Source organism: Sphingomonas caeni, assembly GCF_026013415.1.
Classification (GTDB): Bacteria; Pseudomonadota; Alphaproteobacteria; order Sphingomonadales; family Sphingomonadaceae; genus Sphingomonas; species Sphingomonas caeni.
On sequence record NZ_JAPDOK010000002.1, the window covers coordinates 621,804 to 643,169 of the forward strand.

Annotated in this window: 24 protein-coding genes; 15 read left to right on the forward strand and 9 right to left on the reverse strand. The window is 67.9% G+C overall.

What is annotated here, in order from left to right:
• Positions 1–16 precede the first annotated feature (16 nt).
• On the reverse strand, positions 17–631 hold the full coding sequence (locus tag OF829_RS07785) for an outer membrane protein (RefSeq protein ID WP_264939415.1): 615 nt from the start codon (positions 629–631) through the stop codon (positions 17–19).
• Between the two features lie 136 nt (positions 632–767).
• Here OF829_RS07785 and OF829_RS07790 point away from each other — a divergent pair, with 136 nt between their 5' ends.
• Together OF829_RS07790 and OF829_RS07795 are read left to right on the forward strand one after the other, a co-directional pair.
• Positions 768–1,430, forward strand: a complete 663-nt coding sequence (locus OF829_RS07790) for a histidine phosphatase family protein (protein ID WP_264939416.1) — start codon at positions 768–770, stop codon at positions 1,428–1,430.
• Between the two features lie 10 nt (positions 1,431–1,440).
• A complete protein-coding gene (locus OF829_RS07795) occupies positions 1,441–1,911 on the forward strand; it encodes an invasion associated locus B family protein (RefSeq protein ID WP_264939417.1) in 471 nt (156 codons plus the stop codon).
• Positions 1,912–2,052: 141 nt separating this feature from the next.
• On the opposite strand, the gene OF829_RS07800 is transcribed toward OF829_RS07795, so the two are convergent.
• Positions 2,053–2,976: a LysR family transcriptional regulator gene (locus tag OF829_RS07800; protein WP_264939418.1), complete on the reverse strand. Its 924-nt coding sequence runs from the start codon at positions 2,974–2,976 to the stop codon at positions 2,053–2,055.
• Positions 2,977–3,066: 90 nt separating this feature from the next.
• On the opposite strand from OF829_RS07800, the gene OF829_RS07805 reads away from it, so the two are divergent.
• The 8 genes from OF829_RS07805 to OF829_RS07840 all read left to right on the forward strand — a co-directional run bounded on the left by OF829_RS07805 (position 3,067) and on the right by OF829_RS07840 (position 10,132).
• On the forward strand, positions 3,067–4,038 hold the full coding sequence (locus tag OF829_RS07805) for an NAD-dependent epimerase/dehydratase family protein (RefSeq protein ID WP_264939419.1): 972 nt from the start codon (positions 3,067–3,069) through the stop codon (positions 4,036–4,038).
• Between the two features lie 27 nt (positions 4,039–4,065).
• Complete coding sequence (locus OF829_RS07810; RefSeq protein WP_264939420.1) at positions 4,066–4,338, forward strand: hypothetical protein; 273 nt, start codon at positions 4,066–4,068, stop codon at positions 4,336–4,338.
• Between the two features lie 68 nt (positions 4,339–4,406).
• The gene (gene rlmN / locus OF829_RS07815) at positions 4,407–5,591 is read left to right on the forward strand and encodes a 23S rRNA (adenine(2503)-C(2))-methyltransferase RlmN (RefSeq protein ID WP_264939421.1); all 1,185 of its coding nucleotides are present in this window, start codon (positions 4,407–4,409) and stop codon (positions 5,589–5,591) included.
• Positions 5,592–5,711: 120 nt separating this feature from the next.
• Positions 5,712–6,542, forward strand: coding sequence for an aspartyl protease family protein (locus OF829_RS07820; protein ID WP_264939422.1), 831 nt, complete (start codon positions 5,712–5,714; stop codon positions 6,540–6,542).
• A gap of 6 nt (positions 6,543–6,548) precedes the next feature.
• Complete coding sequence (locus tag OF829_RS07825) at positions 6,549–7,067, forward strand: winged helix-turn-helix domain-containing protein (RefSeq protein WP_264939423.1); 519 nt, start codon at positions 6,549–6,551, stop codon at positions 7,065–7,067.
• A gap of 296 nt (positions 7,068–7,363) precedes the next feature.
• On the forward strand, positions 7,364–8,089 hold the full coding sequence (locus OF829_RS07830; protein ID WP_264939424.1) for a cytochrome b/b6 domain-containing protein: 726 nt from the start codon (positions 7,364–7,366) through the stop codon (positions 8,087–8,089).
• Positions 8,086–8,829, forward strand: a complete 744-nt coding sequence (locus OF829_RS07835; RefSeq protein WP_264939425.1) for a molybdopterin-dependent oxidoreductase — start codon at positions 8,086–8,088, stop codon at positions 8,827–8,829. The genes OF829_RS07830 and OF829_RS07835 overlap by 4 nt, the downstream gene beginning before the upstream one ends.
• Positions 8,830–8,878: 49 nt before the next feature.
• Positions 8,879–10,132, forward strand: coding sequence for an SAM-dependent methyltransferase (locus tag OF829_RS07840; protein WP_264939426.1), 1,254 nt, complete (start codon positions 8,879–8,881; stop codon positions 10,130–10,132).
• On the opposite strand, the gene OF829_RS07845 is transcribed toward OF829_RS07840, so the two are convergent.
• Entirely contained in the window at positions 10,120–10,539 is a 420-nt protein-coding gene (locus OF829_RS07845; protein WP_264939427.1) for a DUF1801 domain-containing protein, read from the reverse strand. The genes OF829_RS07840 and OF829_RS07845 overlap by 13 nt on opposite strands.
• Before the next feature lie 65 nt (positions 10,540–10,604).
• On the opposite strand from OF829_RS07845, the gene OF829_RS07850 reads away from it, so the two are divergent.
• The 3 genes from OF829_RS07850 to OF829_RS07860 all read left to right on the forward strand — a co-directional run bounded on the left by OF829_RS07850 (position 10,605) and on the right by OF829_RS07860 (position 13,404).
• Positions 10,605–11,933: an MATE family efflux transporter gene (locus OF829_RS07850; RefSeq protein ID WP_264939428.1), complete on the forward strand. Its 1,329-nt coding sequence runs from the start codon at positions 10,605–10,607 to the stop codon at positions 11,931–11,933.
• A gap of 3 nt (positions 11,934–11,936) precedes the next feature.
• Positions 11,937–13,154 (forward strand): argininosuccinate synthase, encoded by a 1,218-nt coding sequence (locus OF829_RS07855; protein WP_264939429.1) that lies wholly within the window; start codon positions 11,937–11,939, stop codon positions 13,152–13,154.
• 94 nt (positions 13,155–13,248) lie between these two features.
• On the forward strand, positions 13,249–13,404 hold the full coding sequence (locus OF829_RS07860) for a hypothetical protein (protein ID WP_264939430.1): 156 nt from the start codon (positions 13,249–13,251) through the stop codon (positions 13,402–13,404).
• On the opposite strand, the gene OF829_RS07865 is transcribed toward OF829_RS07860, so the two are convergent.
• Positions 13,401–14,195: an alpha/beta hydrolase gene (locus tag OF829_RS07865; protein WP_264939431.1), complete on the reverse strand. Its 795-nt coding sequence runs from the start codon at positions 14,193–14,195 to the stop codon at positions 13,401–13,403. The two genes, OF829_RS07860 and OF829_RS07865, sit on opposite strands and share 4 nt — an antisense overlap.
• A 102-nt stretch (positions 14,196–14,297) precedes the next feature.
• On the opposite strand from OF829_RS07865, the gene OF829_RS07870 reads away from it, so the two are divergent.
• Positions 14,298–15,746 (forward strand): ATP-binding protein, encoded by a 1,449-nt coding sequence (locus OF829_RS07870; protein ID WP_264939432.1) that lies wholly within the window; start codon positions 14,298–14,300, stop codon positions 15,744–15,746.
• Here the strand turns inward: OF829_RS07870 and OF829_RS07875 are convergent.
• From OF829_RS07875 to OF829_RS07895, 5 genes are all read right to left on the reverse strand, one after another.
• Positions 15,743–16,204, reverse strand: a complete 462-nt coding sequence (locus OF829_RS07875) for an MEKHLA domain-containing protein (RefSeq protein WP_264939433.1) — start codon at positions 16,202–16,204, stop codon at positions 15,743–15,745. The genes OF829_RS07870 and OF829_RS07875 overlap by 4 nt on opposite strands.
• Positions 16,201–16,977: a dimethylarginine dimethylaminohydrolase family protein gene (locus tag OF829_RS07880; protein ID WP_264939434.1), complete on the reverse strand. Its 777-nt coding sequence runs from the start codon at positions 16,975–16,977 to the stop codon at positions 16,201–16,203. The genes OF829_RS07875 and OF829_RS07880 overlap by 4 nt, the downstream gene beginning before the upstream one ends.
• Complete coding sequence (locus OF829_RS07885; RefSeq protein ID WP_264939435.1) at positions 16,974–18,671, reverse strand: flotillin family protein; 1,698 nt, start codon at positions 18,669–18,671, stop codon at positions 16,974–16,976. The genes OF829_RS07880 and OF829_RS07885 overlap by 4 nt, the downstream gene beginning before the upstream one ends.
• 31 nt (positions 18,672–18,702) lie before the next feature.
• Positions 18,703–19,320: a YqiJ family protein gene (locus tag OF829_RS07890; RefSeq protein ID WP_264939436.1), complete on the reverse strand. Its 618-nt coding sequence runs from the start codon at positions 19,318–19,320 to the stop codon at positions 18,703–18,705.
• Between the two features lie 64 nt (positions 19,321–19,384).
• Positions 19,385–20,602, reverse strand: a complete 1,218-nt coding sequence (locus OF829_RS07895; protein ID WP_264939437.1) for a glycosyltransferase family 2 protein — start codon at positions 20,600–20,602, stop codon at positions 19,385–19,387.
• 167 nt (positions 20,603–20,769) lie between these two features.
• On the opposite strand from OF829_RS07895, the gene OF829_RS07900 reads away from it, so the two are divergent.
• Positions 20,770–21,360, forward strand: coding sequence for a class I SAM-dependent methyltransferase (locus tag OF829_RS07900; protein ID WP_264939438.1), 591 nt, complete (start codon positions 20,770–20,772; stop codon positions 21,358–21,360).
• The last annotated feature ends 6 nt before the right edge of the window (positions 21,361–21,366 follow it).

Genomic DNA, 21,366 nt, shown 5'->3' on the forward strand with positions numbered 1-21,366 from the left:
TTCAGCTGTTTCGACTTTAGAACCTCACGCCGACGCCCGCGACGACCTGATGACGGTCCAGATCGACCGAGGTGTTGTTGGCCTTGGTGTAGTTCGAGTAGCGATACTCGCCCTTCACATAGAGGTTGCGGCCGAGCCCGATCTCGGCGCCCGCGCCGGCGCGCCAGCCGTCGAGGGTCTCCTTGTCGTCGACCGTGGTCGCGCCGTTGATGTAGCGCGTATCGACCTGGGCATTGGTGTAGCCGCCCTTGGCGTAGATCAGCGCGCGCGGACCGACGGTGAAGCCGACGCGGCCGCCGACATAGAGATCGCGGCCCGCCTTCACGCGGAAGCTGTCGCCGGGGACGATCACGCTGGTGGCGCGCTGGCGGGTGGTGGAGCCGGTGGCCTCACCCTCGAAGCCGAGCACGGCATGGCCGACCTGGAAATCATAACCGACCGCGCCGCCATAGACGACGCCGTCGGTCGCATCCACGCCGGGGGTCGAGGCGTCATCGACGCGGTCCCAGCCGCTGATCACCTCGACGCGAGGGCCGGTGAAGCTCGAATCACTGTCCGATTCCTGCGCAAAGGCAGGGGCGGCGAGCGCGGTCGATGCGGCCAGCGCGGCGGTGAAGAGTGCGATACGCATAAAAAACTCCTTGGGTACAACAGGCCCGGTGACTTGGGCCGTCGCTTAACTGGGGAGCGCGAGAGCGGGTTTCATGAACCTCAGATAAACGCGGGAAAGCGTTGCTTTCCCGCCACAGGGACTTGAAAAGGGCCTCATGGATTCCAAGCCAAGTTCGTCGCGCAAGGGCCGCGATTTCATCGCCCGGCACGGCGAGACCGTCTATAATATCGCCGGGCGTATGCAGGGTGATCATCCGCACACCCCGCTGACCCGCGCCGGCTTCCGCCAGGCCGACGAGATGGGGGAGGCGCTGCGCGGGCTGCTGGGGCCGAAGCCCAAATTGACGCTATGGGCGTCCTCGGCGGGCCGCGCGCTGCAGACGCTGGCGGTGATCTGCGAGCATCTCGAGCTCGATTGGCATCAGGCGCGCACCGACGACCGGCTGGTCGAGATCGGCATGGGGGAGTGGAGCGGAAAATATTATTCGGAGCTGGGGCCCGAGCTCGACGCCTTCCTCGACGCGACCCATCGCCTGTACAATCACCCCGCGCCCGGCGGCGAATGGTATGATTCGATCGCGGCGCGCGTTTCGGCCTGGCTGGCGGACACGGATGACGATCCCGGCGACCGGCTGGTGATCATGCACGGCATGTCGAGCCGCATCCTGCGCGGGGTGATGACGGGACAGGAGGCGCTGCCGCAATTCGGCGCCCCCGCCGCGCCCGATCTGCCGCAGGGATCGGTCGCGATGATCGAGGGCGGGGCCGAAACGGTGGTGCATTGGGGATCGGGCACCGGCGGGGAAGCGCCTGCATGAGGGCGCCTGCATGATGTGGCTGATCGCCCTGCTCGCGCTGGCGCCGCCGCAACAGGGCCGCGTGTCGCTCGGCGTGTTCGACAGCTGGGGAGCGTTTCGCGACGCCTCGCCGCGGCGCTGCTATGCGATCGCGCGGCCGGTGGAGAAGCATGAGCAGTCGCAGCCCTTTGCGAGCATCGCCAGCTGGCCCGGCCAGGGGCTGCGCAACCAGCTCCATATCCGGCTGAGCCGCACGCGCGGGGCCAATGCCCGCGTCACCCTGTCGATCGGCGAACGCCGCTTCGAGCTGGTCGCGGGCGAGGCCGATGCCTGGGCGCCCGATGCGCGCACCGACGCCGCGGTCGTCTCGGCGATCCGGGAGGGGCGCAGCATGAGCGTCGAGACCGTGTCGGCGGCCGGCTCGCCCTTCGCCGACACCTATGCGCTGAAGGGCGCCGCCACCGCGATCGATGCGGCGGCGCTGGGCTGCGTGCGCCGCTAGGACGGATCGCCATTCAGCCCATACCGGCCTGCAAATGGCGGTTCCGCGCGCTTCCGGTGCTCACGTGCCTTTAGCACGCTGCGCTCCGGGTCACGCAAAACCACCATTTTCGACTCGGTCTGGACTAAATGTCGATCCATCCTAGGACCAGTTCGAAGGCGCGGGCCGCTGCATCGGCGAGCGGCCGATATAGGCGCTGAGCCCATCCACCAGGGCGATGAAGGTCGCGCGGATGCGCGCCACCCCGCGCTGGTCCTCATGCGCGACGACCCAGGTATCGAGGTCCATGCTGATCGCGTCGGGAAACACCCGCACCAGCGCCGGATCGCGCCGGGCGAGCGGGACCTGGCAGAAACCGATCCCCAGCCCGGCACGGATCGCGGCGAGCTGGGCAAGGTCATTGTCGCTGCGGAAGCTGAAGTCATCGAGCCCGACCGCGAAGCCCTGATCCTGGATCTCGCGCAGCACCGGCGAATGGCTCTCGACGCCGATCAGCGCGTGATCGGTGATCGCATCGATCGTGCCGAGCGGGTGCGCCGCCAGATAGTCGCGATGGGCGTGGAGCCCGAGCGGGATCGACCCCACCCAGCGCGCCACCAGAGCCTCCTGTTTGGGGCGCACCATGCGAACCGCGAGATCGGCCTCGCGGCGGAGCATGTCTTCGTTGCGGTTGGTGGGGGAGAGCGCGATCACCAGCCGGGGATGCTTTTCGCGCAGCGCCGCGAGGATCGGGGGCAGCACCTCGACCGCGATCACGTCGCTCGCGCTGATCCGCACCGTGCCCGCAACCTCTTCGGCCCCCGCCGATGCCGAGCGCATGAAGGCGTCCGCAGCCAGCGCCATCGCCTCGGCATGCTCGCGAAGCGCGAGGCCGCGCTCGGTCGGGATCAGGCCGCCCGGGGAACGGGTGAAGAGCGGGGTGCGCAGATTGGCCTCGAGCTCCTCGATCCGGCGGCGGACGGTCGGCTGGGCGAGGTCAAGCGTGCGCGCCGCGGCGGAGAGGCTGCCGTCGCGCAAAACGGCGAGAAAGGCGCGCTGGCGCTCCCAGTCATCGGCGAGGCTCATAAATTTTGTATAGTCCCCCTGTCATCCCCTGACAATTTTCTACGATCTGCGTTCAGCGCATAGCATCTCCGTAATTCAACGGAGGCGAAGATGAGCAAGACGATCCTGATCCTGGGCGCGACCGGCGGCATTGGCGGCGCGAGCGCGAAGGCGCTGCTGCGGCATGGCTGGACGGTGCGCGCGCTGGCGCGGCGGATTCCGGAGCGGTCGGATAGCGCGATCGAGTGGACGCAGGGCGATGCGATGGACGGCGCCGCGGTGCTGCGCGCGGCGGAGGGTGTCGATGCGATCCTCCATGGCGCGCATCCGGCGGGGTATCGCGACTGGGGCAAGGTGGTGCTGCCGATGCTCGACCACAGCATCGCCGCGGCGCTGGCCAATGGCGCGCGGCTGGCGCTGCCGGGGACGATCTATAATTACGACGCGCGCTGCGTCGCGGTGGCGCACCCCGATACGCCGCAGCTGCCGCACACCCGCAAGGGCGCGATCCGGGCGGAGATGGAGCGGCGGCTGCGCGAGACTCCCGGGCTGCGCGCGATGGTGCTGCGCGCGGGCGATTTCTTCGGGACGGGCGCCAAGAGCAGCTGGTTGTCGCAGGGGATGGTGACGCCGGGCAGACCGGTAGCGAGCATTCTCTATCCCGGGCGGCCGGAGGTGGGCCATGCCTGGGCGTATCTGCCCGATGTCGGCGAGGCTTTTGCCCGGCTGTTCGACCGCGAGAGTGGGATGGACGATTTCGCGTGCCATCATTTCGCGGGGCATTGGCTCGACGGGGCGGGTTTCGTCGCGGCGCTGGGCGAGGCGGCGGGGCGGGCCGATCCGAAGGTGCGGCGGATGCCGTGGCGGCTGCTCCCGCTCGCCGCGCCGTTCAACGAGACGTTTCGCGAGCTGATCGAGATCGAGACCTTCTGGCGCCATCCGCTGCGGCTCGACAATGCGAGCCTGGAGGCGGAGATCGGGCCAGAACCGCGCACGCCGCTGGTGCAGGCGCTGCGGGTGACGCTCGAGGCGATGGGCTGTGCGGACGGGCATCCCGAGGCGAGCGGCGCATTGCTGGCCTGAAGGGCGGTGAGCTGATAGGATCGGCATATGGCCGATATCAACACTCCCCTGATGGTTCTCCTGCTGGGAGTCGCACAGTTTGGACGACTGGTGGGTCACGCTCCCCTCCGTCCGTCGATGAAATGGGCATTGATGGCAGTGAATTTGGCCGTCGTGCTGTTGGCGCTGGCGTATCTCTTCGGGTTCCGGTTGCGCGCGCCGGTTCCCGGGTTCGTGCCGGTGGTGATGGTGTTGGCCGGGTTGGCGATGCTGGGGGCGGCACTCTATCGTCAGGCGCGAACGCCGGCGGCGGGTTCCTGACACGCCAGTAGAAAAACCGCGCGCGATGCCCTATGTGGCGCGCCATGCAATCACCGTCGGCTGCTCCCATGCCCATCCCCGGGCACATCGATCCCGTGCCCGTGCCGCGCGCCTTCGTGCCGCGGCCCGATGGGCGGATCGACCTGCTCGGGCTTTCCAAGGCCGATCTGCGGATGGCGCTCGAGACCTCGCAGCTCGAGCCCAAACAGGCGAAGCTGCGCGCCAAGCAGCTATGGCACTGGATCTATAATCGCGGCGTCACCGATTTCGCGCTGATGACCGATATCTCGAAGGCGATGCAGCCCTGGCTCGAGGCGCGCTTCGTGATCAGCCGGCCGCAGGTGATCGAGCAGCAGGTCTCGACCGACGGGACGCGCAAATGGCTGCTGCGCTCGCCCGATGCGCAGGATTACGAGATGGTGTTCATCCCCGACGCCGATCGGGGGACCTTGTGCGTGTCGAGCCAGGTCGGCTGCACGCTCAACTGCCGCTTCTGCCACACCGGCACGATGCGGCTGGTGCGCAACCTCACCCCGGCCGAGATCGTCGGCCAGGTGATGCTCGCGCGCGACAGCCTTGGCGAATGGCCGAGCCAGCCCGAGGGGCGGATGCTCACCAACATCGTGATGATGGGGATGGGCGAGCCCCTCTATAATTTCGACAATGTCCGCGATGCGCTCAAGCTGGTGATGGACGGCGACGGGCTGGCGCTGTCGAAGCGCCGCATCACCCTTTCCACCTCCGGCGTCGTCCCGATGATGGCGCGCGCGGGCGAGGAGATCGGGGTCAATCTCGCGGTATCGCTCCACGCGGTGACCAAGGAGGTGCGCGACGAGATCGTGCCGCTCAACCGCAAATACGGGATCGAGGAGCTGCTCCAGGCCTGTGCCGACTATCCCGGCGCGAACAATGCGCGGCGGATCACCTTCGAATATGTCATGCTCAAGGACAAGAATGACAGCGACGCCGATGCGCGCGAGCTCGTCCGGCTGATCAAGCAGTATAAATTGCCGGCCAAGGTCAATCTGATCCCGTTCAATCCCTGGCCCGGCGCGCCCTATGAATGCTCCAGCCCCGAGCGGATCAAGCGCTTCAGCGACATCGTGTTCGAGGCGGGCATCTCGGCGCCGACGCGCACGCCGCGGGGGCGCGACATCGATGCCGCCTGCGGGCAGCTCAAGACCGCGGCCGAGAAGAAGAGCCGCGCCGAGCTCGACCGGCTGGCGGAAGAGAAACAGGCCGCGCTCGGCTGAATTTTCCGACGGATTGCTGCGTTCCTCCGCCCGCGATGCTTGCGGCGCGGAACGGTGGCGCTTGACTCATTCATGCAATCATGATCATTCATGAATATATGAATGATCCGGAGATGCGCGATGCAGGACTTGCCTTTCGATATGCAGGCGGGACAGCCGCCTTTCGTGGTGGTGCAGGCCGAGGCCGCCGATGATCGCCCGCTTGCGGTGCTCGTCGATACCGGCAATGGCGCGCCGTACGACGTGCTGCTGAGCCCCGCCGCGGCGGCGCGGATGAAGACGGTGCCGGCCGAGGGATCGGACAAATCGGCCGCGGCGATCGGCGCGGGGCCGGTGACTTTCGCCGCGCAGAGCGTTCCGCGCTTCCGGCTTGGGCCGGTCGAGCTTCGCAATGCGAGCGCCGGCGTGAGCCCGGCGGTCGATGGTGTCGCGAAGCAGGTGGGGCGGCCGATCGATGCGATTATCGGGCACCGCTTCCTCGCCGGGCGGACGATCGCGATCGACTATGCGGCGCACCGTATCGATTTCGCCGCGCGCGTGCCGGGGGGCGAGGCGATCGGCTTCACCCTGGCGCCGGCGCGGCCGCTGACCCTGGTGAGCGTGACGATCAACGGGCACGGGCCGTTCCTGATGGCGCTCGATACGGGTGCGAGCGCGACCCTGGTCTCGCCCGCGGTGGCGCGCGCGGCGGGGCTGGGGGGCGGCCAGCAGGTGAGTCTGGCCGGGGCGGGCGGGCTCGATTCGCGCGGGGCGACGCTGGTGCAGGGGCGGATCGCGCTCGGGCCCTATGCGCGCGACGGGCGCAATATCGGCATCGCCGATGTGATCGCGCCGATCCAAAAGGCGGCGGGCGCGCCGATCGACGGGGTGCTCGGCGCCGACTTCCTGGCTGGCATGCGGATCACGATCGACTATGGCTCTAACCGATTGTGGATCCAGCCCTCCAGCTAGCGACCGATGAGCGAGACCGACGACCTTTTCCTGATCGAGACGCCGCTTCAGCTCAAGGCGCTCTCGGATCCGCTGCGTCAGCGGATGCTCGCCGCCTTTGCCGAGCCGCGCACGGTGAAGGCGGCGGCGGCGCATCTGGGGGAGCCGGTGACCAAGCTCTACCGTCATGTCGACCAGCTCGAGGCGGCGGGGCTGATCGCCTGCGTCGCCGAGACGCGCCGCCGCGCGGTGATCGAGCGGACCTTCCAGGCGGCGGGACGGCGCTTCGCCGTCGGGCGCGGCGCGCTGCCCGATGGGTCGGTCGAGGATGCACGCGCGGCGGTGGTGGCGCGGGCGATGCAGGATGCGCTGGGGCATGCCGGCAAGGCCGATGGCAGCCTGCGGCTCGCCAATCTCTCGGCGCGGCTCTCGCCCGAGAGCGTCGAACGGATCGAGGCCGAGCTGGGGCGGCTGGCGCGCGAGCTGAACGATCCGGCGGCGGCGGAAGTCCGCCTGCTGCTGCTCTCGGCGCGCGGCGAGAGTTAGGTTCGGGTCCGGCTCCCAAGCCCTTGCAATGTAGAATTTCGTCTGTTTGGCTCGCGCAGCCGGTCGCTCCGGTCGCTCCGGCCGCTCTTTGACCCTGTCGATCCGCGCATCGCGAACCCCGCGTTTCCCCGGAAAACTGCGCGGCGCAAAACATGCGCGATAGTGTGAAGCCAGTGTCAACTTTCACATACTGGGACGGCCCAGCCTGGCGCGCTATTGAGTCCAGACCCTAATCCTTTCGCGCGATTGTTGCGTAGCTGGAGCGGGCGCGGCATCCTGCGGCCAGGAGAAGCAGTTTGCCCGAAGCCCCGGAGCCCGTGCCCGACGCGCCACCGCCGCGCATCGTCTATCGCCATCGGCTGGTCACGCGCGTCTGGCACTGGATCAATGCGGTTGCGGTGATCGTGCTGATCGGCAGCGGGCTGACCATCTCGAACGCGCACAAGCGCCTCTATTGGGGCGATTATGGCGCGAATTACGACCATGCCTGGCTCGAGGTGCCGCGCTGGCCGGGGTGGCTGACCATCCCCTCGCTGTACAATCTGGCGGCGGCGCGGAGCTGGCACCTGACCTTTGCGCTGGTGCTTGCGTTCGGGTTGCTGATCTATCTGATCTGGAGCCTGGCGAACCGGCATATCCAGCGCGACCTGCGCGTGCGGAAGGACGAACTGGCGCCGCGCCACCTGCTGGACGATCTGAAGGCGCATCTCGCCTTGCGCTTCCATGATCCCGCCAATCCGGCCGCGTACAATATCTTCCAGAAGCTCAGCTATGCCGGCGTGCTGTTCGTGCTGCTGCCGGTGCTGGTCTTTTCGGGCCTCGCTCTGTCGCCGGGGATGGATGCGGGCTGGCCGTGGCTGATCGATATTTTCGGCGGGCGGCAATCGGCGCGCTCGGTGCACTTCATCGCGATGGCGCTGCTCACCCTGTTCATCGTGGTGCACCTGACCTTGGTCATCCTCGCGGGCGCGCTCAACGAGGTGCGGTCGATGATCACCGGCAAATGGGAGGTGCCCGAATGATCACGCGGCGGAGCCTCCTCATCACCGGCGCGGGCGGACTGCTCGCGGGATGCGACGCGGTGGGGCGCAGCCCGGTGGGGAAATCGATCCTCGGCGGCGGCGAGGATGCGCAGCACTTCCTCCAGCGTTCGATCGTCGGGCGCGATGCGCTGGCGCGCGAGTTTCGCGCCGACCAGATGAGCCCGCGCTTCCGCGTCAACGGCAGCAAGAGCGCCGACACGCCCGACTATCTGGCGCATGCCGCCAACAATTTTGCCGACTGGCGATTGCGGATCGACGGGCTGGTCCGGCGCCCGTTCGGCGTGTCGCTCGCGCAGCTCCGGTCGATGCCCCAGCGCGCGCAGATCACGCGGCACGATTGCGTCGAGGGCTGGAGTGCGATCGGCAAGTGGCAGGGGCCGCAGCTTTCGCAGCTGCTCGACCTGGCGGGGCTCAGGCCCGAGGCGCGGTTCATCGTCTTCCACTGCGCCGATCTCTATCGGGGCACGCCCTATTATGAATCGATCGACCTGATCGACGCCTACCACCCCCAGACGATCCTTGCCTGGGCGATGAACGATGCGCCGCTGACGACCGGCCATGGCGCCCCGCTTCGCCTCAGGGTCGAGCGCCAGCTGGGCTACAAGCACGCCAAGTTCGTGATGCGGATCGAGGCGGTCGCGAGCCTGGCCGGGATCGGCGGGGGCAAGGGCGGCTATTGGGAGGATTCGAACGGCTACCAATGGTACGCCGGAATCTGATTCATCCATTTTGGAACTGGTCGGCGGCTCCTGCGTAGGAGCGCCTAGTATGGCGTTGATCGATCAATTCTTCTCGCGCGCGGTGAAGCGGGGTCCCCTCACCGTGATCCATGCAGACGGCAGCAGGCGAAGCTTCGGCGCGTTCGATCCGGCGCTCAAGCCGCTGACGCTCAGGCTGGGGCCGGGCGCGGCGCGGCGGATCCTGAGCGACCCGGCGCTGGGCGCGGCCGAGGCCTATATGGACGGCAGCCTGATCATCGAGGATGGCGACATCCGCGACCTGATCCTGCTGATGACCGCCAATAATCGCTGGGAGGAAAGCGAGCGCAATCTCCGCCCCGGGGCGATGCGCCGCCTCGCCGAGGGGCTGCTCCACCGCATCGGCCGCTTCAACATGCGCCGCGCCTCGAAGCGCAATGTCGCGCATCATTACGACCTGTCGGCGGGGCTCTACGATCTCTTTCTCGATACCGACCGCCAATATAGCTGCGCCTATTTCACCGATCCGGGGAACAGCCTCGAAAGGGCGCAATCCGACAAGAAGGCGCATATCGCCGCCAAGCTGGCGTGCCGGCCGGGGATGCGCGTGCTCGATATCGGCTGCGGCTGGGGCGGGATGGCGCTCTATCTCCACGCGCAGACGGGCGCCGAAGTGCTTGGCATCACGCTTTCCGAAGAGCAGCTCAAGATCGCGCGCGCGCGCGCCGCGCTGGCGGGGGTGGCGGACAAGGTCCGCTTCGAGCTGATCGACTATCGCGATGTCGAGGGGCCGTTCGACCGGATCGTGTCGGTCGGCATGTTCGAGCATGTCGGGCCGCCGATGTACCGCACCTTCTTCGCCAAATGCCGGGAGCTGTTGACGCCCGAAGGGGTGATGCTGCTCCACACGATCGGGCGTGCGGGCGGGCCCGGCGTGACCGACCGCTTCACCTCCAAATATATCTTCCCCGGCGGCTATATTCCCGCCCTCTCGGAGATCGCGCGCGGCTATGAGGGGATGCGCTTCTTCCTGACCGATGTGGAGGTGCTGCGCGAACATTACGGCCATACGCTGCGCCACTGGTATGACCGCACCACCGCCGCGCGCGAGCAGATCGTCTCGCTCTATGACGAGCGCTTCTTCCGTATGTGGCAATTCTATCTGGCGGGTTCGATGGCGAGCTTCTTCAACGGCGGGCTGGTGAACTACCAGCTCCAGTTCGCGCGCTCGCGCGATGCCCTGCCCTTCACGCGCGACTACATGCTGGAAGAGGAGGCGGCGCTGCGCGAGGAAGAGCGGCCCTTCATGCTTCAGTCGGGATAGGTCGCGTCCATATAGTCGCGCGACGCGACCGCGAGCTCCTCGAGCACGCCCATATCCACGTCCGCGAGCTTCTTGATGTAGAGGCAGCCCTTGCCGGTCTTGTGCTTGCCGAGCCGCGTCAGCGCCTCATGCTGCTTCGAGACGGTTCCGGTCAGATAGAGCACCAGCTCGCCCTTGCGGGGTGAAAAGCCGAGCCGGCACATCGTGCCCTCGTGCCCACTCTCATATTTATAGTGATAGCTGCCGAAGCCGATGATCGAGGGTCCCCACATCCTGGCGGGATCCCCGGTGACGCGTTCGAGCATGGCACGTACGGCCTTCGCGTCCGCCTGGCGCACGGGATTCTCGATCGCGTCGATGAAGTCGTCGACCTTCACCTCGGTCGCCTTGGTCTTGTTCTCGGCCATCACGTCCCCGCGAGTCGCTCAGGCGATGCTATCGCAACGCACCGTAGTTGCGTAGGGCGCGCGTCATGGCCAGCCTGCCGCTCACCCGCCGTTCGATCTTCGCCCAGGCATGGCCGATCATGCTCGGCCAGACGACGGTGCCGCTTGTCGGGATCGTCGATGTCGCGGTGATCGGGCGGACCGGGGATGCGGCTGCGCTGGCCGGGGTGGCGCTGGGGGCGACCGTCATCAACTTCCTGTTCTGGAGCTTCGGTTTCCTGCGGATGGGGATGACCGGGATGACCGCACAGGCGGAAGGGGCGGGGGACCGCGCCGAGGTCGATGCGATGCTGATGCGCGGGCTGTTCGTCGGGTTCGGCTTCGGGCTGGTATTGCTTGCGCTCCAGCTGGTGCTGATCCCGGTGGCGTTCGCGATCCTGGCGGGCGGGCCCGATGTCGATGCCTCGGCCAAGGCGTTCGTCGGCGCGCGGTTCCTGGGCGCGCCGGCGAGCCTGGCGGTGTTCGCGGTCAATGGCTGGCTGCTCGGATTGGGGCGAAGCCGGTCGGCGCTGGCGCTCCAGATCGTGATGAACCTCGCCAATGCCGGGCTCGATATCCTGTTCGTCTGGCATTTCCATCTCGGCGCGCGCGGGGTGGGGCTGGGGACCGCCGCCGCCGAGTGGATCGCGCTGCTGACCGGGCTGGCGCTGGTGCTGCCGCATCTGGGGTTGCGCCCCGGGCTGTTCCACCGCGCGGCGCTCGCCCGGTTGTTCGCGGTCAATGCCGACATCATGATCCGCACCGTCGCGCTGCTGCTGATGTTCACCTGGTTCGCCAATGCCGGCGCGCGGCTGGGCACCAATGTGCTCGCCGCCAATCAGGTGCTGCTTCAGATCATCGCGCTGGTTGCCTTCGTGCTCGACGGCTTCGCCTTCACCGCCGAATCGCGCGTCGGCCAGGCGATCGGCGCGCGCAGCCGGCCCGATCTGGTGCGGGCGATCCGGTTGACCGGGGAGTTCTCGTTCGGGTTCGCGGCGCTGGCCAGCGTGCTGATCTGGAGCTTGGGCGCGGCGTCGATCGACCTGCTCGTTACCAATGAAGCGGTCCGCGACACGGCGGAGAGGCTGCTCCCCTTCGTCGCGGTGCTGCCGCTGCTCGGCACGCCCGCCTGGCTGCTCGACGGCATCTTCATCGGCGCGACGGGGGGCAAGGCGCTGCGCAATGCCGCGATCCTTTCGACCGGCCTCTATATCGCCACCGATCTGCTGCTGCGGCCCTGGGGTATCTGGGGGCTGTGGACCGCGTTCCTGATCGCCTATGTCTATCGCGCCGCCGCGCTCGGAGCCTATCTGCCCCGGCTGTTGCGCGAGTTTTCCACTGACCCTATTGCGCCCCGTCCCCAAGGAGTCGCCTGAGCCATGTCCGAGAAGATCAATCGTGTCGTCCTCGCCTATTCGGGCGGTCTGGATACGAGCGTGATCCTGAAATGGCTCCAGCAGGAATATCAGTGCGAGGTCGTCACCTTCACCGCCGATCTGGGGCAGGGCGAAGAACTCGAGCCGGCGCGCAAAAAGGCCGAGATGGCGGGCGTGCGCCCCGAGCACATCTTCATCGACGATCTCAAGGAAGAGTTCGTCCGCGACTATATCTTCCCGATGATGCGCTCGAACGCGCTCTATGAGGGGCTGTACCTGCTCGGCACCTCGATCGCCCGGCCGCTGATCGCCAAGCGCCAGATCGAGATTGCGAAGCTGGTGAACGCCGACGCGGTCAGCCATGGCGCGACCGGCAAGGGCAATGACCAAGTCCGCTTCGAGCTGGGTTATTACGCGCTCAACCCCGACATCAAGGTGATCGCCCCCTGGCGCGAATGGAACCTCACCTCGCGCGAGCGGCTGATCGAATTCGCCGAGAAGCACCAGATCCCGATCGCCAAGGACAAGCGCGGCGAGGCGCCCTTTTCGACCGACGCGAACATCCTGCACACCTCGTCCGAGGGCAAGGTGCTCGAGGATCCTTGGCAGGAAGTGCCCGACTATGTCTATTCGCGCACGGTCAATCCCGAGGACGCGCCCGACGCGCCCGAGACGATCACGATCGATTTCGAGCGCGGCGACGGCGTTGCGCTGAACGGTCAGGCGATGTCGCCCGCGACCCTGTTCGCGGCGCTCAACGAGCTCGGCCGCAAGCATGGCATCGGCCGGCTCGATCTGGTCGAGAACCGCTTCGTGGGGATGAAGTCGCGCGGCATGTACGAGACGCCGGGCGGCACCATCTATCACCTCGCGCACCGGGGCATCGAGCAGATCACGCTCGACCGGGGTGCCGCGCATCTGAAGGACGAACTGGCGCCGCGCTATGCCGAGCTGATCTATAACGGCTTCTGGTTCAGCCCCGAGCGCGAGATGCTGCAGGCCGCGATCGATCATTCGCAGGAGAAGGTGACCGGCACCGTCCGGCTCAAGCTCTACAAGGGCAGCGTGATCGTGACCGGGCGCAAGTCGCCCTGGTCGCTCTATTCGGAGAAGGTCGTCACCTTCGAGGATGATCAGGGCGCGTATGACCAGCGCGACGCGGCGGGGTTCATCAAATTGAACGCGCTGCGGCTCCGTTTGTTGGGACGGCGCGATCGTTGATCGCGCCTTGGGGCTGCTGGGGCGGCGCGACCGGTAGGGTTTCCCCGATTCGGTACATTACCGGAATGTCGGCGGACTCGCGGCGCGCTATGCGGTGCGTCGGGAGACCGCGATGTACCAGCAGCCGATCAGCGACGAGAATGCGACCGATGTCGATGGGCCGTCGCCGATGCGCGGGCTGCTGATCGCGGCGCCGATCGCGTTCGGGCTGTGGGTGGCCGTGGCGGAAATCGCGCGCTTCTTCCTCTAACGCGTCACGCCGCGCGCGAAGGCGGCGATATCGGCGAGCACCGGGGCCTGCCCGCGCAGCGGCAGTGCCAGCGCGGTGACGATCGCGGTGTGGCTGAGCTTCGGATAGAGTTTGAGCGTCGCCTTGTCGCCGAGCGCGGCGGCGAGCGCCTTGCTGTGGCGCGGTTTCACCCGCGTGTCGGGTTCGCCGTGGAGCAGCAGCGCGGGCGGCGAATCCGGGCCGGCATGGATTACCGGCTGGGTCGCGGGCAGATCGGGCCAGTCGCCGAACGCGGCGATCGAGGCGGGGTCGTCGAGCGGCAGGAAGTCATAAGGACCCGCCAGGCCCGCGAAACCCCGTACCGCCTCTCGCCCGTCGCCCAGCCATTCGGGATCCAGCGCGAGCATCGCGGCGATATAGGCGCCCGCCGAATGGCCGATCAGCACGATGCGCCCGTCATCGCCGCCATACTCACTTGCATGGGCCATCGCCCGCCGCACCGCCGCGGCGCCATCGCGGACGAAATCGGGATAGCGCACCTCGGGCACCAGCCGGTAGTCGGGCACCGCGACGACGAAGCCCTTTGCCGCCAGCGCGCGCGCCGCGAAGGCATAGCCCTGGCGGTGCCCGCTTTCCCACGCGCCGCCATAGAAGAAGATGATCAATGGATGGGGCCCCCGTGTACGCGGGGCGTAGAGGTCGAGCGTCTGGCGGGGGTGGCCGCCATAGGGGATGTCGCGGGCGATGCGGCGCGAGCCCGGGTCCTTGGGCATCAGCGCGTTGAACAGGGTCAGCAGATCGAGCCCGGACATCGGCCCTCCTTACCGCGCCCGGACGATTTGTCCCCAGATATCGGCGGCGCCCCATCGCTTGGCGCTTGCGCCTCTCGGGCGGGCTCGCGCATTGCCGGGGCAATGACCTTTCAAGTCGATATGGGGCTGGATGGCGGGGGCAAGCCCGTCGCGATCGATCTCGAGGAGCTGCTCGCGACGCGCCTGCTCGTCCAGGGCAATTCGGGATCGGGCAAGTCGCATCTGTTGCGCCGTCTGCTCGAAGGGAGCGCGGGGCAGGTCCAGCAGGTCGTGATCGATCCCGAGGGCGATTTCGTCACGCTTTCGGGCCCGTACGGCCATGTCGCGATCGAGGCGGTGGACTATTCGGCCGGCGAGATCAGCCGCTTCGCCGCGCGCTGCCGCGAGCATCGCACCTCGGTGGTGCTGAGCCTCGAGGGGCTGGAAATGGAAGGCCAGATGCGCTGCGCCGCCGCCTTTCTGATGGGGCTGTTCGATGCGCCGCGCGAGCACTGGTTTCCGGCGCTCGTGGTGGTCGACGAGGCGCAGATCTTCGCGCCTGCCGCCGGCGCCGAGATCAGCGAGGAGGTTCGCCGCGCCTCGCTCGGCGCGATGACCAACCTCATGTCGCGCGGGCGCAAGCGCGGGCTGGCCGGGATCATCGCGACGCAGCGGCTCGCCAAGCTCAGCAAGAATGTCGCGGCCGAAGCGTCGAACTTCCTGATGGGGCGCACCTTCCTCGATATCGACATGGCGCGCGCGGCGGACCTGCTCGGAATGGAGCGGCGCCAGGCCGAAACGATCCGCGACCTGCAGCGCGGGACCTTTCTGGGGCTGGGCCCCGCGATTGCGCGGCGCCCGGCGATGGTGCGGATCGGCGCGGTGGAGACGTCGGCGCGCAGTTCGTCGCCTACGCTGGTGCCGCTGCCCAGCGCGCCTGCGGGCGATATGCGCCAGTTCCTTCTTGCCGGGCTGGAGGAACCCTTGCCCGCAGCCCCTCCACTGCCGCCGCGTCCGGCGCCCGCGATGGTGATGGAGGAATTGGCGGGAGCGCCCGAACCGGCAGCGCCACCGGACGAGAGCTGGCTCGACGCGATCGATGCCGAGACGGTGATGGCACAGGCGCTCCGCGCGATCGTCGAGGATCCCGAGGCGGCCACGCGCGGAGCGGCGGTGCTGTTCCAGGATTTCGGGGTGCGTTGCCGGATGGCCGGGGTGCGCAAGCCGCCGATCGATCTGGCGGGCTTCACCCGGCGGCTGGCGGCGGCGCGCGCGGGGATTTTCGAGGGGCTGGAGGGCGAATGGGCCCCGGCGCTGGAGGCCGCGCACGGGCTGCCCGACGAAATGCTCGGCGCCTTCCTGCTGATCGCCCGGGCGGCGCGCGAAGGCGAGGCATCGCCCAGCGACGCGGCGATCGCGCATATCTATGGCACCAGCTCGATCGGCCGGGCGCGGCGCGTGCTGACCTATATGGAGGAGCGCAATTCGATCGTGCTGCGGGTGGACCTTTCGGGCCGCCGCTCGATCACCATTCCGAGCCTTGGCTGGACGACGGCTGCCGTCGAGGCCTAGGCGAGATCGGTCCAGCGATCGAAGGTCGCGGCCTGGCCGTGGAGTGCGCCCTCGGCGTCGATCAGGTTCCAGACGGTTGCGCCCTCGACGCGGAAGCGGCGGCCATCGGCGGCGATGCGGATGCCGCTATAATCGTCGATGAAGCCGTGGCGCGCGACCCGGTCGAGCAGCGCCTGGCGCTCGTCCCGGTGGAGCGGCTCGGCGGAGAGGCGCGAGGGCATGGCGGTGAAAGCATCGAGGGTCATGCCGAACCGGTCGAGCGCGGCCCGGTTGCCGAATAAGAAGATCGGGTCGGGCTCGGTGCCGTGGGCGAGGATGATGCGCGGGGCGGTCCAGAGCGATTCGACGGGATCGGCGCCGGCCGGGATCAGGTCCCGACCGGTGAGGCGGCGATAGCTGGCGGCGATCAGCGTCAGCCGCGCGCGCATTTCCGGTGCGGTGAAGCGTGGCGGGATCAAGCCGCCTTCCAGCGCAGCGACATGCACGAGAGCCCCGCATCGACCCGCGCGACATGGATCGTGTCGAGCAGGCGCAGCGTGTAGCCCGCGCGGTCGAGCCGCTCGGCGATGCGCGGATGCTGGGCCGAGAGCAGCAGTGTGCCGCCCACGCGCAGCGCGTTGCAGGCCGCATCCTCCGCCGCGTCGGTGACGATGGTGCGGAAGCCCGGGAACAGGGTTTCGCCCGCGCGGGTGGTGAGGATCGTCTCCTCGTCGATCAGCGCGGCGATGGTCTTGAGATGGAGCGCGCCGCGCGGGGGATCGACGACCTCGCCCGCATAACCGAGCCTGGCGAGCGCCGCGATCAGCGCCGCGGCGCCGGTGGGATCGGTGCGCGCGGACAGGCCGATCAGCACCTTGTTCGGCGTGACCATGATGTCGCCGCCATCGGCATGGCCCTCGGCCAGCGCGATGACCTGCGCGAAATGCCGGTCGAGCGCGGGGCGGATCAGCGCCACCTCGCCCTGTCGCGAGGCCGCGCCCGGCTTCATCAGGATCGCGCCCTCCCCGAACACCAGGGCCGGATCTTCGACGAAGACCGAATCGGGGAATTGCTCGAGCGGATCGAGGATTTCGACGGTGAGGCCCAGGTCCCGCAGCGCCTGCGCATAGGCGGTGTGCTCGGCGAGGAGCGCGTCGTAATCCGGGCCGGCGCCGTCATGCGCGCGCAGGCCGTCGACGACCGAGCGGCCGGGGGTGCGGAGGATGGCGTGGGTGAAGTCGAGGCAGGTCAATCCTTGTTCGCCTCGGTTTCGTCGTCTTCCACCACCGCTGCCGGAGCGGGGGCGGCCGCCCCGGCTAGCAGGCCGTTGAGGTTGCCGCCATTCATCCCGAGCTCGGCCATCAGCGCGTCGATCAGCGGTCCGCCGACGCGGTAGCGCATCGCCGCCGCCACTGCCGAATCGGCAAGGTTGGTGACGCCCGCCCCTTCCCCCGCGCCGGCATCACCGTGGAGCCCGCGCGCGTCGAGGATCGAGATTTTGTCGATCTGCTCGATCGGCTTGCTGGCGGCCGCGATGATCGCCGGCAGCGCGTCGAGCATCGCCTTGCGGATCAGCAGCGCGGTCTGGGCCTCGCTGAGCACATTGGTCGCTTCGTTGAGCGCGGTCTGGCCCGCGGCGTCGACCTTGAACGCAGCGGCGCGGCCCTCGGCGCGCGCCTTTTCGGCATCGGCCTCGGCGGTGGCCTCGGTGCGCAGCGCGGCCGCGCGCGCCTCGGCGGCTTCCTTCTCGGCGGTGGCGGCGACGGTGATCTGCACCGCTTCCTCCTGCGCGCGCTGGGTGGCGGCGATCACCGCGACATTCTTTTCGCGATTGGCGATCTCGGTCGCCTTGGCGGTCATCACGCTTTCCTCGGCGCGAACCGCGAGCGCGCGCGCCTCGTTGGCGGCGGCGGTGGCGGTCGATTCCTCTTCGGATTTCTGTGCGGTCTGGACCGCAGTGGTGATGCGTGCGAGCTCGATATTGCGGTCGCGCTCGATCGTCGCGGTCTGGACGGCGCCCTCACGCGCGATGGCGGCGGTCTGGACGACCTTGTCGGCCTCGGTCTGCGCGACCGTCTGCGCCTGCTCGGCGGCGATGCGGGCGAGTTCGGCGAGGCGGGTCTGCTCGGCCTCGGCGGTGGCGATCGCGGTCGCCTGCTCGGCGCGGCGGGCCGCCAACGTCTGCTCCTGGGTCAGCCGCGCCTGCTCGGCCTCCTGCGCGATGGCGAGAGACTGGTTGTTGGCGTCGAGGTTGCGCTGCTCGATCTCGACGCGGTTGGTCGCGACGATGTCGTTGCGGATCTTCTTGCGTTCCTCGATCGTGCGGGTGAGCACGGTCAGCCCCTCGGCGTCGAACGCGTTATTCTCGTTGAAATGCTCGAACGCGGTCTGGTCGAAATGGGTGATCGAGACCGATTCGAGCTGGAAGCCGTTCATGTCCAGATCGGTCATCAGCGCTTCCTGGACCTTCTGGATGAAGTCGGCGCGGTTGGCGTGGAGATGTTCCATCGTCATCGTCGCCGCGACTGAGCGCAGCGCCGAGACGAGCTTGCCGTCGAGCAGCGCCTTCACCGCATCGGGGCTGTTGACCGATTCGCCGAGCGTCTGCGCCGCCGCCGCGATCGACTGGCCATCGGGCTTCACCTTGATGTGGAACAGGCCGACGACATCGACGCGGAGCTTGTCGAGCGTGATCAGCGCGTCCTTGTTGAGGCGGGAGACCTCGAGTTTCACCGTGGTCAGCCGCACCTGCATCAGCTCGTGCAGCACCGGAATCGACATGATGCCGCCGTTGAGCACCACCTTCTCGCCGCCGAAGCCGGTCCGGATCAGCGCGATGTCCTTGGTCGAGCGGCGATAGAGGCGCGTCAGGATGAGGCCGATGACGACCAGCGCCACCAGCGCGACGCCGGCATAGATCAGGATGTTCAGCAGCGGCTCGATCACGAAATCCCTCCCAAAAAATTCGATGCGTCGTTCAGATGGTTTGCAGCAGCGGGTGTGCGTCGGGCACCGCGAAGAAGAGCTGCCCTTCCTTGCGGACCAGCAAAGCGGTCTGGCCCTGGACGATGACGTCCTGGTCGTGGTGCGGCTCGATCATGACGTAATGGGCCTGCCCGAACCGGTCGACCACCTTGGCCCGCGCCGGGCGCCCGCGCGCGGCGGCGCCCTCGAGCACGGTGCCGCGATGCCGCAGCAGATCGTCGGCAAGGATGACGGTCGATTCATAGCCGGGAAAGATGCGCGCCAGCCCCGCGGCGGCGAACATGTTCGCCACGCCGCCGATGACCAGCGCCGCGGCGCTCGCCAGGCTCCAATGGAGCGGTGCACCGGTCGCCGCGGTGGCGATCTGCTGGACCGCGAAGCCCGCCACGGTGAAGCAGCCGAGCAGCGAGGTGAGCCAGACAAGGATCGGCAGTCCGCGCCCGAGCCCAAGCCAGTCGATCAGGCTCGGGCCCGGATGCGCGTCGAGATCGGTATCGAAGTCGAAATGCCCCAGCCCCAGCCCGATCGCTTCGATCAGGCCGATGCCCAGCATCACCACAAACGCGATCGCGAAGGGGGCGTAATCGGGGGAAAGCAAAAGGGTGAGCACATCCCGATCATATCGGGGTCGCGAACGACTCACTAGCGAATCCGGACATGCCCGAGTCCGATTTTCAGCGGCGCGGCTGATCCAGCAGGCCGATGAAGAAGGCGGTGACCACCATCTGGAGCCCCACGCAGCCGAGCAGCATCGAGGGGATGGTGAGGCGCATCAGCGCCGACGGGTTGAGCCCGCCGAACCCGCTTGATGCCCAGATCGCGGTCGCGGTGATCGCGCCGCCGATGCCGAGGGTGAGGAGCGCCCCGCCGAGGATGCAGGCGCGCTCGACCGAGAACCAGTTGCGCACCCGGCGCATCAGGCCGCTCTCGGGCCACATGCCGGCGATGGTGCCGTAGCGCCGCGCCATGACGCTGAGGCCGATCAGCTGCGAGCCCATGAGGACCGCCATCGCGGCGAAGATCATCGTGTGGACGCCGAACTCGATCCCGCCCACGCGGACATCGCCGCCGATCAGGCCGAGCACGCCGAAAAGCCCGACACTTGCCAGCGCGACGCCGGGATAGAGGAAGAGGAATTTGGGCGCGAAGATCAGCAGGAAGCGCAGATGCCGCCAGCCGTCGCGCCAGGTGCGCAGGTGCGGCGGGCGGCTGCGGCCGTCGGGCTGGAGCGTGGTGGGGACCTCGCGGATATCGAGCTTCTCGATCGCCGCCTTGACCACCATTTCGCTGGCGAATTCCATGCCCGGCGTGGTCAGGCCGAGCTCGCGGATCGATTCGCGGTTGAAGGCGCGCAGGCCGCAATGGAAGTCGCCGACCGGGATGCGGAAGAAGATCTGGCCGAGAAAGCTGAGCACCGGATTGCCGAGCCAGCGGTGCAGCGGCGGCATCGCGCCGGGGGCGATCCCGCCCTGGAAGCGATTGCCCATGACGAGGTCGGCGCCCTGGCGGAGCTGCTCGACAAAGGGCATCAGCCCGCCGAAATCATAGCTGTCGTCGGCGTCGCCCATCGCGACGAACTTGCCTTGGGCCGCCTCGATTCCGCCGATCAGCGCCGCGCCGTATCCGCGCGCGGGGACATGGACGATGCGCGCGCCGAGCGCGTTGGCGATCTGCTGCGATCCGTCGGTCGAGCCATTGTCCGCGACGATGACTTCGCCGGCCAGATCATGGTCGGCGAGGAAGGCCTTGGCCTTTTTGATGCAGACAGCGAGCGTCTCGGCCTCGTTGAGGCAGGGCATCACGATCGAGAGTTCGATCTCCCGGGCCTCGGCGGGCGGCTGCGCGAGCGCGCGGCGGGGCGGGGGGCTCTGGAAGGCGGGCGCTGCGGACATGAGGACTCCTGGAGTTGCCCCGATGTGCCCGGACGAGCCCAAAATTTTGGTTAACGGCTGCGGAAAATTTCCTGCGAAAAACTTTCTCGTCCGCGCCGCTGGCCGGATTTCATTAACCATTTCTCCCTAGCGTGCCGCCAAAGCGATGCGCCTCAGGAGGCAAGAAGATGCTCGGTACCGTCCACGGCAAACTGGTGTTCAACCGCCGGATCCAGAAGCTCGCAACCGCGATCGCCGAACGGCTGCCGCAGGGCGCTCGCGTGCTCGATGTCGGCTGCGGCAGCGGCGACCTTGCCGTGCTGGTGATGCAGATGCGCCCCGACGTGAAGATCGAGGGGATCGACGTGCTGGTCCGTCCGGGCACCGCGATCCCGGTGACCGAATATGACGGCTATCACATCCCCTTTGGCGACAATGATTTCGACGCGGCGATGGTGATCGACGTGCTCCACCATACCGACGATCCCCAGGCGGTGCTCGGCGAGATCGCGCGGGTGGCGCCCAAGGTGATCATCAAGGATCATCTGCGCGACGGGATCGCGGCGGGGCCGACGCTGCGCTTCATGGACTGGGTCGGCAACGCCGCGCATGGCGTGCGGCTGCCCTACAACTATCTCTCGCAGCGCGAATGGACCGCGATCTGGGGCAAGCTCCAGCTCGGCACCAGCGCCTTCACCAAGCGGCTGGCGCTCTATCCCAGGCCGTTCAGCTGGTTCTTCGACCGCGGGCTGCATTTCGTCGCGATCCTGTCGCGCTGAACCTCG

Coding starts and splice junctions, on each gene's coding strand:
- OF829_RS07785 (WP_264939415.1), bottom strand. CDS start 631: ATGCGTATCGCACTCTTCACCGCCGCGCTGGCCGCATCGACCGCGCTC.
- OF829_RS07790 (WP_264939416.1), top strand. CDS start 768: ATGGATTCCAAGCCAAGTTCGTCGCGCAAGGGCCGCGATTTCATCGCC.
- OF829_RS07795 (WP_264939417.1), top strand. CDS start 1,441: ATGATGTGGCTGATCGCCCTGCTCGCGCTGGCGCCGCCGCAACAGGGC.
- OF829_RS07800 (WP_264939418.1), bottom strand. CDS start 2,976: ATGAGCCTCGCCGATGACTGGGAGCGCCAGCGCGCCTTTCTCGCCGTT.
- OF829_RS07805 (WP_264939419.1), top strand. CDS start 3,067: ATGAGCAAGACGATCCTGATCCTGGGCGCGACCGGCGGCATTGGCGGC.
- OF829_RS07810 (WP_264939420.1), top strand. CDS start 4,066: ATGGCCGATATCAACACTCCCCTGATGGTTCTCCTGCTGGGAGTCGCA.
- rlmN (WP_264939421.1), top strand. CDS start 4,407: ATGCCCATCCCCGGGCACATCGATCCCGTGCCCGTGCCGCGCGCCTTC.
- OF829_RS07820 (WP_264939422.1), top strand. CDS start 5,712: ATGCAGGACTTGCCTTTCGATATGCAGGCGGGACAGCCGCCTTTCGTG.
- OF829_RS07825 (WP_264939423.1), top strand. CDS start 6,549: ATGAGCGAGACCGACGACCTTTTCCTGATCGAGACGCCGCTTCAGCTC.
- OF829_RS07835 (WP_264939425.1), top strand. CDS start 8,086: ATGATCACGCGGCGGAGCCTCCTCATCACCGGCGCGGGCGGACTGCTC.
- OF829_RS07840 (WP_264939426.1), top strand. CDS start 8,879: ATGGCGTTGATCGATCAATTCTTCTCGCGCGCGGTGAAGCGGGGTCCC.
- OF829_RS07845 (WP_264939427.1), bottom strand. CDS start 10,539: ATGGCCGAGAACAAGACCAAGGCGACCGAGGTGAAGGTCGACGACTTC.
- OF829_RS07850 (WP_264939428.1), top strand. CDS start 10,605: ATGGCCAGCCTGCCGCTCACCCGCCGTTCGATCTTCGCCCAGGCATGG.
- OF829_RS07855 (WP_264939429.1), top strand. CDS start 11,937: ATGTCCGAGAAGATCAATCGTGTCGTCCTCGCCTATTCGGGCGGTCTG.
- OF829_RS07865 (WP_264939431.1), bottom strand. CDS start 14,195: ATGTCCGGGCTCGATCTGCTGACCCTGTTCAACGCGCTGATGCCCAAG.
- OF829_RS07870 (WP_264939432.1), top strand. CDS start 14,298: ATGACCTTTCAAGTCGATATGGGGCTGGATGGCGGGGGCAAGCCCGTC.
- OF829_RS07895 (WP_264939437.1), bottom strand. CDS start 20,602: ATGTCCGCAGCGCCCGCCTTCCAGAGCCCCCCGCCCCGCCGCGCGCTC.
- OF829_RS07900 (WP_264939438.1), top strand. CDS start 20,770: ATGCTCGGTACCGTCCACGGCAAACTGGTGTTCAACCGCCGGATCCAG.